The organism is Streptomyces sp. NPDC029674, assembly GCF_044903205.1.
In the GTDB taxonomy this organism is placed as follows: Bacteria; Actinomycetota; Actinomycetes; order Streptomycetales; family Streptomycetaceae; genus Streptomyces.
In genome coordinates this window covers 184,319-197,248 of record NZ_JBJDPY010000014.1, presented here as the reverse complement: position 1 = coordinate 197,248, position 12,930 = coordinate 184,319, and the positions used below count along the sequence as shown (strand labels likewise).

Below are 12,930 nucleotides of genomic sequence, written 5' to 3'. Positions count from 1 at the left end.
CCATGAAACCGATCCTCATCGGCCTTCACCAAGATCCAGTGGACGATACTGGGATTGAACCAGTGACCTCTTCCGTGTCAGGGAAGCGCTCTCCCGCTGAGCTAATCGTCCTTGGAGGTGGAGACGGGATTTGAACCCGTGTAGACGGCTTTGCAGGCCGTTGCCTCGCCTCTCGGCCACTCCACCAGGAGCGTAGGGGTTCGGGAAGATCCCCCACTTTCCTGCGAGCGGACGACCAGGTTCGAACTGGCGACCTCAACCTTGGCAAGGTTGCGCTCTACCAACTGAGCTACGTCCGCTTGTCTTTCCCGGTCCGCTTGCGCGTCCCGGCGACGTGTTGAACTCTAGCGGATTCCTGGGCCAGTACAAAAACGCGTTTGCGCAGCGTGCTGCGCTGTCGTCGGCCCGAGGCGCGGCCGGGACACCGGTCATAGACTCACAGCCGTGCACAGCCCCCCTCTGACGTCCCCTTCCACGCTCCCTCCCATGGCGCGCTTCGGCGGTCTCGTGGCCACCGGTCTGCGCGACGTGACCAGCGACCCCGCGGCCCTGGACTCCACCGGCTTCTGGGCGGTCTCCACGGACTTCGAAGGGGGCATGGTCTGCGCCCGCTTCGACGACGTGCGCCCCGAGCCCGTGCCCGCACCCGTCCCGGGGAAGTGGCACGGCCCGGCCGCCGACGACTGGACGTCGTCCCTCGACCGCGCTGCGTACACGGAGGGCGTACGGCGCGTACGCGCGTACATAGCCGCCGGCGAGGTCTACCAGGCCAACCTCTGCCGCGTCCTGTCCGCGCCCGTCCCCGCCGACGCCGACGTGGACGCCCTGACGTCCCTCCTCGCGCGCGGGAACCCCGCTCCGTACGCCGGAACGATCCGGCTGCCGGAGCACGGCGTGGAGGTGGCCACCGCCTCACCCGAGCTCTTCCTGCGCCGGGAGGGACGTTTCGTGGAGTCGGGCCCCATCAAGGGCACCGGGCGGACCGAGGCGGACCTCCTGGAGAAGGACTACGCCGAGAACGTCATGATCGTGGACCTCGTCCGCAACGACCTCGGACGCGTCTGCGCCACCGGATCGGTGACCGTCCCCGACCTCTGCGTCGTCGAGAAGCACCCCGGACTCGTCCACCTCGTCTCCACCGTCGGCGGCGAGCTGCGCCCCGGAGCGGGCTGGCCCGAACTGTTCGACGCCGCGTTCCCGCCCGGCTCCGTCACCGGCGCCCCGAAGTCCAGCGCCCTGCGGATCATCGACGAACTGGAGACCGCGCCCCGCGGCCCCTACTGCGGCGGCATCGGCTGGGTCGACGCCGACCGCGGCACCGGAGAGCTCGCCGTCGGCATCCGCACCTTCTGGATCGACCGGGCGGAGGGCGTCCTGCGCTTCGGCACCGGAGCGGGCATCACCTGGGGCTCGGACCCCGAGGGGGAGTGGCGGGAGACCGAGCTGAAGGCCGCGCGGCTGCTGGCGGTAGCGTCGGGGACCTACGAAGCGAGCGGAGGGACCACAACGTGAAGATCTGGCTCAACGGCGGGCTGCAGGACCTCGATGACGCCCGCGTCTCCGTCCTCGACCACGGGCTGACGGTCGGCGACGGCATCTTCGAGACGGTGAAGTCGGTCGAGGGCCGCCCCTTCGCCCTCACCCGCCACCTGGCCCGGCTCGCGCAGTCGGCGCGCGGCCTCGGGCTGCCCGAGCCGGACCTCGACGAGGTACGCCGGGCCTGCGCCGCCGTCCTGGAGGCCAACCCCCTCCCGCTCGGCCGGCTGCGGATCACCTACACCGGGGGCCTCTCGCCGCTCGGCTCCGACCGCGGCGACCAGGGCACCACGCTTGTCGTGGCTCTCGGCGAGGCCTCGCGGCGGCCCGACACCACCGCGGTGGTCACGGTGCCGTGGACCCGTAACGAACGCGGCGCGCTGACCGGCCTGAAGACCACCTCGTACGCGGAGAACGTCGTGGCGCTGGCCCGCGCGCGCGAACAGGGCGCCACGGAGGCACTGTTCGCGAACACCGTCGGACAGCTCTGCGAGGGCACGGGCTCGAACGTCTTCGTCGTGCTCGACGGCGAGATCCACACCCCGCCCGTCGCCTCCGGGTGCTTGGCGGGCATCACGCGCGCGCTGGCCGTCGAGTGGACGGGCGCACGCGAGACCGACCTGCCCCTGGACGTCCTCGACCGCGCCGACGAGGTCTTCCTGACGTCGACGCTGCGCGATGTGCAGGCCGTGCACCGGGTCGACGGACGCCAACTCCCCGGCGCCCCGGGACCGGTGACCACCAAGGCGATGCGGGTGTTCGACGAGCGGGCGGCGGACGACCTGGACCCGTAAGTCCCGTAAGTCCAGGGAAACCCCGGTGACGGTGCGGGCCCCAGGCGGGTAGAACGAGAGGGATGACCACGACCCTGCGGCCGACCGGGCCGCTTCAGCAGGGCGCCGACGGCGCCAAGGCGCGCACGTACGACGTCTGCGTCAACAGCCGTCCCGTGGGGTCGATAGGCCTCGCCACGCACGAGGTCTTCGGCCCCCGTGTCTGCCGGCTCCACGGCCTGCGGATCGCGGAGCCGGACCGCAGGCGCGGCCGCGGGACGGTGGCCGCCCTGGCGGCGGAGGAGGTGGCGCGCGGCTGGGGCTGCGCGCGCATCGAGACGGCCGTCCCCGCCGACGCGGCGGCCGCGCTGCGGCTCGTCACGGCGCTCGGCTACGTCGAGCGGAGCCGCCGGCTGACGAAGCCGCTCACGGACAGCGCGCCCCCACTGCCCGCGGGCACCGAGGGGCGCCCGATGACGGAGGCCGAGTACGAGCCGTGGCTGGTGCGCGCGAAGGAGCTCTACGCGAGCACCTGGACGGACCGCGGCGTGCCCGAGTCCGAGGCACGCGCCAAGTCCGAGGCCGACCACGCCCGCAGCCTGCCGCGCGGTCTGGCGACGCCCCACACGTGGCTGAGCGTCCTCACCCACCACGGCGTCCGGGTGGGCACGCTGTGGCTCTCCGTGCTCGACGGCGACGCGTTCGTCTACGACGTCGCGGTCGACCCCGAGCACCGCGGGCACGGGCACGGCCGGTCCCTGATGCACCTCGCGGAGGCGCAGGGCCGCGCGGCGGACCGGGACCGCATCGGCCTCAACGTCCTCGCCGACAACGACCGGGCCCTGTGCCTGTACGAGTCGCTCGGCTACGAACCGGCCTCGTACTACTTCTACAAGCCGCTGTTCTAGCCGCCGTCCGCCGCGAGGAGACGGTCGGCGATCTCCTCGACGCGCTCGCGCAGGCCCTCCTGGCTCTTGCCGCCGTCCAGACGCTCGCCGCCGATGACGTACGTGGGCGTGCCGGTGACGCCGATCGCCTTGCCCTCGGCCTGGTCGGCGTCGACCATCAGGATGTGCCGCCCGTCGATCAGCGCGGTGTCGAACTCCTCGACGTCGAGGCCGAGTCCGCGGGCGGTGTCCAGGAGGTACTTCTCGCCCTCGCGGTCGAGGTTCTCCACCCCGGCGAGCACCGCCTCGACGTACGGCCACCCCTTGCCCTGCTCGAAGGCCTCCTCGGCGGCCTGGGCGGCGGCGAAGGAGTGCTTGTGCTTCTCGAGGGGGAAGTGCCTCAGGCGCAGCTCGACGCGGTCGCCGTAGCGGGCGCGCAGGGCGCGCACGTCGTCGAGGGCGGTACGGCAGTCGGGGCACTGCAGCTCGCACCAGACGTCGAGGACGAGGGGGCGGGCAGGGCGGTCGGAAGGGGAGTCGCTCATGCGCACAGTCTTCCAGCCCGCGGGCCGCCTCCCAACCGGGAGGGGGCGCCGCCGACCGGCACCTGGGGAGGAGGCCGGACCCCGAGATGACCCGGAAATGTCCCTGAGGTCCGACCGGGGCCATGGCTACGCGGCGCCCGGCCGGTGCAGGATGGAAGGGACGACAGAGTCTTTTCCCGACGTACACCTGCATGCCTGGAGGACCGGATGATTGCCGAGACCGTCTGTTCCGCCGTATCCGCGGCCGGGCTCGGCATCGCCGCGGTCTCGGCCTACCGCAAGCGTTTCCTCTCCGCGGCCCGGCTCGCCGCGTACTCGTTGGTGCCGATCGGCCTGGTGCTGACGGGAGTCGTCGGCTGGGCCGCCGACACGGCGTTCAGCCTCAAGGCGTGGGTCGGCTTCGGCGTGCTCGGCGTGGCCTGGCTCATGTTCCTGGGCACGCGCGCGGTCGAGCGGCGCTCGGGCGGCACCCGCAAGGAGCGCAGGGCGGCGAAGGCCGCGCAGCGGGAGGCGGTGGCTCCCGCCGCGTCGGCGCCCTCGCTCGGCGCGACCGCCGGTCCGGCCGCGGGCAGGCCCGCGGCCAAGCCGCGGAAGGCCGCGCCCGCGGAGGACTTCAGCGACATCGAGGCGATCCTGAAGAAGCACGGCATATGAAGAAGCACGGCATATAACGGCGGCCGCGCGGTGCCGGGCGCGGTCGTCAACAGCCGTCTGCGTTCCATGGGCATGAGCGGCTACCTCGTTCGAGTGCGGACGGTGCCGCCGAGTCCCGAGGCAGGGCGCCCGTGAGCCGGGGACGGAACGCGCCGGGCACTGGACTTCCGCCCGTTCACGGGATCCGGCGAACTGCCGCTTCGACCGGGCGTGTTGGTAGGCGACCACCCGGCGGCTGCGTCATCATCACCGCGAGATGCTTGACACCACCACAGAGGGCGATGCGGCCCCGCCGGAAAACGGCGGAAACGCGGCACCGGCCCATGAGCGACGACCTGCCGCCGCAGAGCGGCACGCCACCGACGGCGAAGCGGAGCGGCCCACCGGCGACGGGGAGGAGCGGCAGGGCTGTCTCTTCGCTCTCTCCCAGCCACCTTTGATGATCTTCCTGGCGGTGATCAGTACCTTGATCCTGGTGGCCACGCTGCACGACCTGCTACTGCTCTAGGGCCTCTTTGCGGCGGGCGCGGTAGGCGGCGACGTGCAGCCGGTTTCCGCAGGTGCGGCTGTCGCAGTAGCGGCGCGAGCGATTGCGGGAGAGGTCGACGAAGGCGTGCCGGCAGTCCGGAGCCTCGCAGCGTCGCAGCCGTTCCTGCTCCCCGGCGACGACGAAGAAGGACAGCGCCATCCCGCAGTCGGCCGCCAGGTGGTCGGCGACGGAGGCGCCGGGCGCGAAGTAGTGGATGTGCCAGTCGTAGCCGTCGTGGTCGGTGAGCCGGGGCGTGGTGCCCGCCGTCGCGATCAGCTCGTTGAGGATCGCGGACGCGGCCTGCGGTTCGGGGTTCGCGAAGACCTCCCCGAAGCGGGCGCGGATGCGGTGGACGCCGGCGAGGTCGGTCTCGGAGAGCGTGCCGACATCGCTGACGTCGTGGGTTCGTACGAACTCACCGAGCGACGCCACATCCGCGAGCCCGTCCGCGCCGTTCGTCTCCGGTGCGGTGTTCACCAGATCGACCACGGCGTCGAGAGAACACCGGGTGTCGTGGGTGATCAGCACGATTCGCTCCCTGGCCTGGAGGTCGGGCTGTGGTGCCCGCCGATGCTGGCCGATGCTAGCGGCTCCGCCACAGGACGCACCGGCGCCGTCACCGCGGGAATCCGCGGCGACGGCGCCGGTGTCTGCATCTGTTCGCCTTGTGTCGTTGTGTCGTGACTGCTTGCGCCGTCGCCCCGAGTCGGACGGCGTGGCGGTTCTCGACGCGCCCTTGTGGCGCTTAGCTCTCGGCCAGGATGTGTGAGAGCTCCGTGTCGAGATCGAAATGGCGGTGTTCCGTGCCGGGTGGCACGGCTGCGTCCGTTCGCTTCAGGAAGGACTCCAGGGCCCGCGCCGGGGCCTCGAGCAGAGCCTCGCCCTCCGGGGAACTCAGGGCGATGCAGACAACGCCCTGACCGTGGCTCCGGGACGGCCAGACTCGGACGTCGCCGGTACCGGTGGGCCGGTGCAGGCCCTCGGCGAGGAGGTCGCGGGCGAACACCCACTCGACGGTTTCCTCGGCTCCGGTGTGGAAGGTGGCGTGCACGGCATAGGGATCGGCCGTGTCATACCGCAGTCCTGCGGGTACAGGCAGTGAGGACTCGCTCGACACAACGAGGCGCAGGTGCAGCTCGCAGCTGACCGTGGTGTTCATAAGCGCCAGGGCCTTTCGCTCAGTGTGCGCTCGGGGATTCGCACGTCGGCGAAATCGACATGCCACCTACGGTGCCGTTGTAAACCCCTCTGAGGGCTTTGCGTGTCTTTAGACGCCTCGTATGGCGGGTTGTCCCGTCTCTTCGTGCACCCATTCCGGTGACGGGTTTCCGTCCGGTAAGGTTTGGCCGCATGAATACGGGGAGTAACGAGTCGGCGGGGGTCACGGATCCCATCGCCGGAGTCAAGTCCGACCAGCCGCTCGGCTCGCGGGCGCCGGGGTTCATCCAGGCCCGCCGGGCGCTGCACCTGAGCTGGCAGGTCGGCGTCTTCATCGTCGGTCTCGCGGTCGTCGTCGCGGGCATCATCATGCTGCCCCTGCCGGGGCCGGGCTGGCTGGTGATCTTCGGCGGCATGGCGATCTGGGCCACCGAGTTCGTCTGGGCCCAGCTGGTGCTCCGCTGGACGAAGCGCAAGGTCACCGAGGCGGCACAGCGTGCGCTCGACCCGAAGGTGCGCCGCCGGAACATCATCCTGACGACGATCGGGCTCGTGATCGTCGCGGTGCTCGTCGCCGTCTACGTGTGGAAGTTCGGCATCGCGATGCCGTGGAAGATCAAGGAGTGACCCTCGGGTGCCTCCGGGGCGGTCCGGAGCACCCGCTGACATGCGGTAATGTTCTCCGTGCGCCCGGGGCGATTAGCTCAGTGGGAGAGCGCTTCGTTCACACCGAAGAGGTCACTGGTTCGAACCCAGTATCGCCCACCCCGGATTACGGCCCGGAGGCTTTTGAGCCTCCGGGCCGTTCTCGTATTCCCGTTTTCCCGCTTCCCTCTTCTCACTTGCCGCTTCCCGTGCCGCACAAGGGAATTGACGGGTCCACATGTCGTGGCGGCGTCCGGAAATCAGTGCATTCGGTCGAGCGCATTCCGCAACCGCCGTGCGTCCCGCAGACGTTGTTCGTACGTCGCGCCGACGACGAGGAGCAGCAGGCCCGCCAGCGCGGGCGGCAGCCAGCGGGGCAGGGCGCCGACGACCTGCACGATGTACGGGGCCAGTTCGTGCAGCGCGACCAGGGCCAGGACCGTGCCGCCCAGGACGAGCGGGGCGCGCAGCCGGCGGTGGGCACCGGCCAGCGTCAGGGCGAGGGCCGCGGTGCCGAGGAGCAGCGGACGCGGCCAGTACGGGTCGCTCCAGGCGGCGGCGAGGCTCGGCAGCAGCGTCATCGCGAGGCCGGGACCGTAGGCCGTCCAGGAGGAGGCCTCGGGGTCGCGGCGGCGCCGCAGCACCCCGATGAGCAGCGCGGGGACGGTCACCGGCAGGGTGTACGCCTCCGGGGCCGACACCTCCCACGAGGCGAGGCGGACCCAGCTCGCCAGGACGAAGAGCGCCCCGGCCGCGTACCCGACGTGGTGGCGGTCCGGACGCAGCGCGGTGGCCGACGCGATGAGCCCGCCGAGCGCGAGGGCGAGGGCCAGCGTGGGCGCGGTGCCCGCGGCGAGCGCGACGGCGACGGCCCCTGACGCTGCCGCCATGATCTCGACGGGCGGCGCCAGAGGATGCCGGCCGAGGCGCGCCGCGGCGAGTGCGGCAAGGGCCGGGACCGTGAGGGTGAGCAGCCCGGTGTGGTCCGGACGCAGACCCCAGGCGGCACCCGCGGCGCAGACCAGCGCGGTGGCGTGGGCGATGACGGCACACCCGGCGAGCACCGCCGTACCCGGCGCGGGCGCCGCGCCCCGCACCATGCGCACGCAGACGGCGAGGTGGAGCGCCGTGAGCACGCCCAGCGTGGTGAGGGTGGCCGTACTCGTGGCCAACGAGAGGAACGCGACGCTCACCGAGGACACCAGCGCCAGGACGGAGGCGATCAGCGCGGGCGCGGTGGCCGCGTCGAAAGCGGTGGACGTGAGTGGAGTGGCAGAGGTGGTGGACGTGTCAGATATGTCGGATGTGTGCGGTGCGGCGGGCGTGCTCCGTGTCGCGGCGACGAGCAGGGCCGCGGTCACCAGGATCTGCGCCGACACCCCGGCCGCGTACGGCAGCTGGAGGGCGGCCGGCAGTGCGATCGCCGCCGACCAGGCGAGCAGCGGCGCACCGTACCTGGCCGCACGCCGGGCCGTCCCGCCCAGCGAACCGCTCGCCGCGACCAGCACGGCGGCGACCACCGCGAGCACCAGCGGGGCCGGCAGCGGGTGCGGGAGCGGGAGTTCGAGCAGGAGGGCGTCGCGGGCGTCCGAGGGGGCGCCCGACCAGGGCCGGGTCGCCCAGCGGAAAGGACCGAGCAGGGCGATCCCGGCGACCGGCAGCGCCCACAGCACCGCGAGGCCCTGCACCACGGCCGACGCCGTGGCGGTCCCGCGCCGCAGCGGACTCGGCAGGGCGGTGCGGACGGCTGCCAGCAGCGCGATGCCGCAGGCCAGGTAGGCCGGCACGGTCCACGCGGCGGGCAGCACGGTGCGCAGCACGCCGCCGGACGCGGCCACCACGAGCAGGCCGCCGGCGGCCGCCGCGCCGGTGGCGACCTCCGCACCCTTCGCCCGCCACGCGGCCGCCAGCGCGATCAGGGCGGCGAACAGCAGCAGCATGCCCGCCTGCGCGGCCGCGGCCGGATCCGTGGCCCGCACGGACAGCCAGCCGGCGCCCGCGGCACCCCACAGACCCAGCACGCAGGCGCCGGCCGCGGCGACGACCCGTACCGAACGGACGCCGGACCGCAGCGCGAGCGCGGTGTCGAAGGCCGCGGTCGCGAGCAGCGCGGCCGTCATCGTGTGGTCACCGGCGTGCGCGGCGCCCGCCCACAGCACCATCGGCAGTTGGGCCGTCACGACCGCCGTCGGCAGCGGCGAGCGCAACCCGCCGAGCAGCAGGCCGTACCCGGCCCACAGCGCGGCGAGAACCGCCGAGGCCCACGCCGCGTAACCGAGGACGTCCGTGTCGGAGAGGGCCAGATGGCGCACCGCGTACACGTCCAGGACGGTCAGCGCGAGCCCCAGGCCCGCCACCGCCTCCGCCGTCGAACGCAGCGAGCGGCGCAGCAGGAGCGCGGGAGCGGCGAGCGCCGCCAGCGTCACCGCGCCGAGTGCCGCGCTGCGGCCACCGATGCCCAAGTGGCCCCAGCTCACCACGGTGAAGGCGATCGCCGCGATGGTCAGGAGCACCCCGCCCAGCGTGAGCAGGACGTTCTGCGCGCTCGGCGGCGCGGCTCCGGGGGCGGGCGGGCCGGCCGGGCGAGGGGGTCGCCCGGCCGGGCCCGCCGCGCGCAGGACGCCGAGCAGCCAGGCCCGGCGCTGCAGCAACAGCGTCCTGCGCGCCTCCAGTTGGCGCAGCTCCCGGTCGAGGAGGCGGAGCTCCTCGGCGGGTGGCGGAATGTTCGTCATGCCTCGGAGTGTGGTGCGTGCCACATCATGCGGCATGGGCGCGCATACTCAGGCACGTACTCAGATTCGGCGCGCGATTGGGCAGACTCGGTCCATGGACTGGTGTCATTACCGATTCCGCAGCGTCTGGCACGTACCCGGCGCCCCCGCCGACGCCTACGCGGCGCTGGAGCGAGCCGAGGACTATCCACTGTGGTGGCCACAGGTGCGCGAGGTGAAACCCATCGACGACCGCAGCGGCGTCATCCGCTTCCGGTCCTTCCTCCCGTACGACCTGGTCGTCACCGCGGAGGAGCGGCGCCGCGACCCCGCGGCCGGGGTCCTGGAGATCGGCATGACCGGGGACCTGGACGGCTGGGCGCGCTGGACCCTGACGGCCACGCCCGCCGGCACGCGCGCCCGCTACGACCAGGAGGTCGACGTGCGCAGTCCCCTGATGCGGCGGCTCGCCGTACCCGGACGCCCGCTGTTCCTGCTCAACCACGCCCTGATGATGCGAGCCGGACGCCGCGGCCTCGCGGCCCGGCTGGCAGCGGTTTGAAGGAAGGGCGCCCGGACCTGTATTGTTCAGTCCGTTCCCGGGCGATTAGCTCAGTGGGAGAGCGCTTCGTTCACACCGAAGAGGTCACTGGTTCGAACCCAGTATCGCCCACCCGGAGAATGCCGGTCCGTCAGCAGACGGACCGGTTTTTTCTTGCCCGCCGAGGCCTCGCCTCAGGCCGCCGCCCGGAGTTCGGGACGCAGCGGCCACGCCGGGTCCACCGTCTCCGGTGTGCCGCTCTTCGCGAACCACGCCTGCAGACCACGCGCCTGCGCCGCGTGCCAGACGGCCTGCAGCGTGTGCAGCTCGGCCGGCGAGAGGCGCTCGAGGCGGGCCGCGAAACGGCGCCCCACCGCGCGTACGACATCCATCGCGGCCTGCGCGTCCGCCGCCGCGTCGTGGGCCTCGGCCAGCTCCACCTCGTAGTGCGCGCACAGGTCGGTGAGCGTGCGGCGGCCCTTGCGGTACCGGTCCAGCTGCTTGTCCAGGACCCGGGGGTCGATCACGCACAACGACGAACCCTCCATGTACCGGCTGAGCGACGAGGCGCGGTGCCTGCGCAACTCGCGGTCCAGGATGGTCAGATCGAACGGCGCGTTCATCACCACGATCGGCCGGCCCGCGGCGCCCTGCTCGGCCAGATCCCGCGCTATCTCCTCCATCACCGGCGCCGGCCAGCGGCCGGTGCGCTGCAGGTGATCCTCCGTCAGTCCGTGCACCGCGGTGGCGGCCTCGGGCACGGGTACGCCCGGGTTCACCAGCCAGCGGGTGATGCGCGGTCGGGTTCCCGCGCCCTGCTGGACGACGACGGCGGCCGACACGATCCGGTCGGTCTCGACGTCGACGCCCGTGGTCTCCGTGTCGAATGCGGCCAAGGGGCCCTCGTACCAGCACGTCATGGTCGTGCAACTCCTCGTTCGGTCCCGGCAGATGACGTTCGGTCCCCTGCCCACGCTGGTGATACCCGGGCCGTTTGCGCTGTACGCGGCCCGGAGACAACAGAGGTACGGGGCCACGGAATTGACGGCCCGAGCTGGTAACCACCGGGTCCGGAAGGTTAGTTGACCATGGCGCTCGCGCAGCCCGAACAGGGTGGGCTGCTGCCCGAGCGGATCGCACCGCCGCGCGGCACACTCGCCACCACCGCCTGTATGGAGACGCTTCAGGTGGGCTATCTGCACGCCGTCGCGGCGGCCGCCGGATGCTCGCTCTCCCAGCCGTTCCCGGACAACGGCATCGACTGGCACGTCAGCCACAGCGCGCCCGGGCACACGGTCGACGACGAGGTGACCATCAAGGTCCAGCTGAAGTGCACGTACCAGATACCGCCGAATCCGGCGGGGCCCGCCTTCTCCTTCACGCTCGACAACGCGCACCTGGAGAAGCTCGCCCGCACCCCGGTCTCGGTCCACAAGATCCTCGTCGTGATGCTCGTGCCCCGGTCGCGGGACGACTGGCTGCGCGCCGGTCACGACCGGCTCGACCTGCGGCACTGCTGCTACTGGACCAACCTCGCCGGGCACCCCGTGACCGGCCGGCGCAGGACCACCGTGCGCGTCCCGACCTCGCGGATCTTCGACGACCGGGCCCTCTGCGAGATCATGACGCGCGTCGGGACGGGAGGGAGACCCTGATGCACCGCCCCTTCGACCAGCCCTTCGGCCACGACGAGTCCCTGCCTCCCGTCCGCCCGCACCCCGCCCCGGCCGCGGGCCAGTGGGCGCAGCCACCGCCCGAACCCTCCGCCGTCGACCCCACCGTGCTCGGCGCGCTCCTCGCCCGGCACGGCTGGCAGCGACGCGGCGGCGCCCCCGGCCGCTACGCCCGGTGGACCCCGCCGGGCCCCGGCGGCGCCGGCACCAGCCTGCTCGTGCCCGAGAGCCGCGCCTTCCCCGACTGCGAGGACCTGATCGGTGAGGCGCTCGTCGCGCTGTCCCGCAGCGGCTCGCCCGCCGCCCGCGAGGTGCTCGTCGGGCTCACCGTGCCCAGCGACGAGATCCACTGGTGGCGCGACGTACCGGTGGGGCCCGCGGGCACCGCGACCTGGCCGGCGGAGGAACAACTGCGCTCCGCCGCGCGCCGGATGCTGCTCGCCGGGGCGCTCGCCGCGCGCGGCCGCGCCGGGTACTACGGCGCGCGGCACCGCGGGCCCGCCGCCGCGTCCCTGGAGAACGTCCTGGTCGGGCCCGCCACGGGTGGGCGCAGGCTCACCGCATTCGTCCCGGTCGTGACGGGTCGGCCGCTCGCGGTCCGGCTGCACCAGGCGCTGTACGCGGCCCGGGAGGCCGTCGACTTCCAGCGCGCCACCGGCGGCATGGACGCCTTCGACGGCGCGATCGAGGCGGGCGTCAGCCACGAGCTGACCGAGGCGATCGTCGCGCTGGTGCGCGGCACGGAGGGGGCGCGCGTCGCGATGGAGTGGGCGCCGGGGGCGGGGGTGCCCGAGGGGTGCGCGGCAGGTGCCGAGCCCGTCGAGTTCTCGCCCGGTGACCTGGCGGCGCTGCGCGAGGCGGGCGCCCGGTACCTGCGCGCCGAGCCGTCGGTGCCGGTGCGGATCACGGGGGCCGTGGTGCGGATGCGGCGGGCGGCGCCGCGCGGGGACGGCACGGTGCGGATCCGGGTGATCGCGGGCGCCGAGGTCCCGCACGTGCGGATGGTCCTCGACGAGGAGTCGTACCGCATCGCCGGCCACGCGCACCTGGTCGGGCTGCCGATCCGGGTGCACGGCCGCCTGGAGAGCCGGGGCGGCTTCCGCAGGCTCACCGGGGCGAGTGGGGTGGCGCCCGTGCAGGTGGACGAGGCGGAGCGGGACCGGCTCATGAAGTCGCTCCAGGAGAACCTCGACTTCTTCGAGGAGGCGTGCGGCACGGACTGAAGGGGTGCGGGGAGATCCGTTTCGCGGCGGGGGCCCCGGGCTCGGTACCCTCTCT

General features: G+C 72.8%; 14 protein-coding genes and 5 tRNA genes. 11 read left to right on the top strand and 8 right to left on the bottom strand.

Features of this window, described 5'->3' with window-relative positions:
* Window positions 1-39: 39 nt before the first annotated feature.
* From ACI2L3_RS30250 to ACI2L3_RS30240, 3 genes are all read right to left on the bottom strand, one after another.
* Window positions 40-111, bottom strand: a tRNA-Val gene (locus tag ACI2L3_RS30250).
* A gap of 1 nt (window position 112) precedes the next feature.
* Window positions 113-186, bottom strand: a tRNA-Cys gene (locus ACI2L3_RS30245).
* A 40-nt stretch (window positions 187-226) separates the two neighbouring features.
* Window positions 227-299: transfer RNA gene (locus ACI2L3_RS30240), tRNA-Gly, on the bottom strand.
* A gap of 187 nt (window positions 300-486) precedes the next feature.
* On the opposite strand from ACI2L3_RS30240, the gene ACI2L3_RS30235 reads away from it, so the two are divergent.
* The 3 genes from ACI2L3_RS30235 to ACI2L3_RS30225 all read left to right on the top strand — a co-directional run bounded on the left by ACI2L3_RS30235 (window position 487) and on the right by ACI2L3_RS30225 (window position 3,217).
* On the top strand, window positions 487-1,512 hold the full coding sequence (locus ACI2L3_RS30235; RefSeq protein ID WP_404755552.1) for a chorismate-binding protein: 1,026 nt from the start codon (window positions 487-489) through the stop codon (window positions 1,510-1,512).
* On the top strand, window positions 1,509-2,330 hold the full coding sequence (locus tag ACI2L3_RS30230; RefSeq protein WP_404755551.1) for an aminotransferase class IV: 822 nt from the start codon (window positions 1,509-1,511) through the stop codon (window positions 2,328-2,330). Before ACI2L3_RS30235 ends, ACI2L3_RS30230 begins: the two co-directional genes overlap by 4 nt.
* 62 nt (window positions 2,331-2,392) lie before the next feature.
* Window positions 2,393-3,217 (top strand): GNAT family N-acetyltransferase, encoded by an 825-nt coding sequence (locus ACI2L3_RS30225; protein WP_404755550.1) that lies wholly within the window; start codon window positions 2,393-2,395, stop codon window positions 3,215-3,217.
* On the opposite strand, the gene ACI2L3_RS30220 is transcribed toward ACI2L3_RS30225, so the two are convergent.
* Window positions 3,214-3,741 (bottom strand): DsbA family protein, encoded by a 528-nt coding sequence (locus ACI2L3_RS30220; RefSeq protein WP_404755549.1) that lies wholly within the window; start codon window positions 3,739-3,741, stop codon window positions 3,214-3,216. The two genes, ACI2L3_RS30225 and ACI2L3_RS30220, sit on opposite strands and share 4 nt — an antisense overlap.
* A 207-nt stretch (window positions 3,742-3,948) precedes the next feature.
* Here ACI2L3_RS30220 and ACI2L3_RS30215 point away from each other — a divergent pair, with 207 nt between their 5' ends.
* Window positions 3,949-4,395 (top strand): hypothetical protein, encoded by a 447-nt coding sequence (locus tag ACI2L3_RS30215; RefSeq protein ID WP_404755548.1) that lies wholly within the window; start codon window positions 3,949-3,951, stop codon window positions 4,393-4,395.
* Between the two features lie 256 nt (window positions 4,396-4,651).
* The gene (locus ACI2L3_RS30210) at window positions 4,652-4,903 is read left to right on the top strand and encodes a hypothetical protein (RefSeq protein WP_404755602.1); all 252 of its coding nucleotides are present in this window, start codon (window positions 4,652-4,654) and stop codon (window positions 4,901-4,903) included.
* Here ACI2L3_RS30210 and ACI2L3_RS30205 read toward each other — a convergent pair.
* Together ACI2L3_RS30205 and ACI2L3_RS30200 are read right to left on the bottom strand one after the other, a co-directional pair.
* The gene (locus ACI2L3_RS30205) at window positions 4,892-5,452 is read right to left on the bottom strand and encodes a CGNR zinc finger domain-containing protein (RefSeq protein WP_404755547.1); all 561 of its coding nucleotides are present in this window, start codon (window positions 5,450-5,452) and stop codon (window positions 4,892-4,894) included. The genes ACI2L3_RS30210 and ACI2L3_RS30205 overlap by 12 nt on opposite strands.
* Window positions 5,453-5,669: 217 nt before the next feature.
* Window positions 5,670-6,083 (bottom strand): SsgA family sporulation/cell division regulator, encoded by a 414-nt coding sequence (locus tag ACI2L3_RS30200; RefSeq protein ID WP_003959770.1) that lies wholly within the window; start codon window positions 6,081-6,083, stop codon window positions 5,670-5,672.
* 191 nt (window positions 6,084-6,274) lie between these two features.
* On the opposite strand from ACI2L3_RS30200, the gene ACI2L3_RS30195 reads away from it, so the two are divergent.
* Window positions 6,275-6,709, top strand: a complete 435-nt coding sequence (locus tag ACI2L3_RS30195; RefSeq protein WP_404755546.1) for a TIGR02611 family protein — start codon at window positions 6,275-6,277, stop codon at window positions 6,707-6,709.
* Window positions 6,710-6,775: 66 nt separating this feature from the next.
* Window positions 6,776-6,847 (top strand) — tRNA-Val (locus tag ACI2L3_RS30190).
* A 140-nt stretch (window positions 6,848-6,987) separates the two neighbouring features.
* Here the strand turns inward: ACI2L3_RS30190 and ACI2L3_RS30185 are convergent.
* Complete coding sequence (locus ACI2L3_RS30185; RefSeq protein ID WP_404755545.1) at window positions 6,988-9,459, bottom strand: SCO7613 C-terminal domain-containing membrane protein; 2,472 nt, start codon at window positions 9,457-9,459, stop codon at window positions 6,988-6,990.
* Between the two features lie 94 nt (window positions 9,460-9,553).
* Here ACI2L3_RS30185 and ACI2L3_RS30180 point away from each other — a divergent pair, with 94 nt between their 5' ends.
* The gene (locus tag ACI2L3_RS30180) at window positions 9,554-10,000 is read left to right on the top strand and encodes an SRPBCC family protein (RefSeq protein ID WP_404755544.1); all 447 of its coding nucleotides are present in this window, start codon (window positions 9,554-9,556) and stop codon (window positions 9,998-10,000) included.
* 39 nt (window positions 10,001-10,039) lie between these two features.
* Window positions 10,040-10,111 (top strand) — tRNA-Val (locus ACI2L3_RS30175).
* 62 nt (window positions 10,112-10,173) lie between these two features.
* Here ACI2L3_RS30175 and ACI2L3_RS30170 read toward each other — a convergent pair.
* Complete coding sequence (locus ACI2L3_RS30170) at window positions 10,174-10,899, bottom strand: 3'-5' exonuclease (protein ID WP_404755543.1); 726 nt, start codon at window positions 10,897-10,899, stop codon at window positions 10,174-10,176.
* Between the two features lie 168 nt (window positions 10,900-11,067).
* On the opposite strand from ACI2L3_RS30170, the gene ACI2L3_RS30165 reads away from it, so the two are divergent.
* Window positions 11,068-11,634, top strand: a complete 567-nt coding sequence (locus tag ACI2L3_RS30165) for a DUF4365 domain-containing protein (RefSeq protein ID WP_404755542.1) — start codon at window positions 11,068-11,070, stop codon at window positions 11,632-11,634.
* Window positions 11,631-12,875 (top strand): hypothetical protein, encoded by a 1,245-nt coding sequence (locus ACI2L3_RS30160; RefSeq protein WP_404755599.1) that lies wholly within the window; start codon window positions 11,631-11,633, stop codon window positions 12,873-12,875. The genes ACI2L3_RS30165 and ACI2L3_RS30160 overlap by 4 nt, the downstream gene beginning before the upstream one ends.
* The last annotated feature ends 55 nt before the right edge of the window (window positions 12,876-12,930 follow it).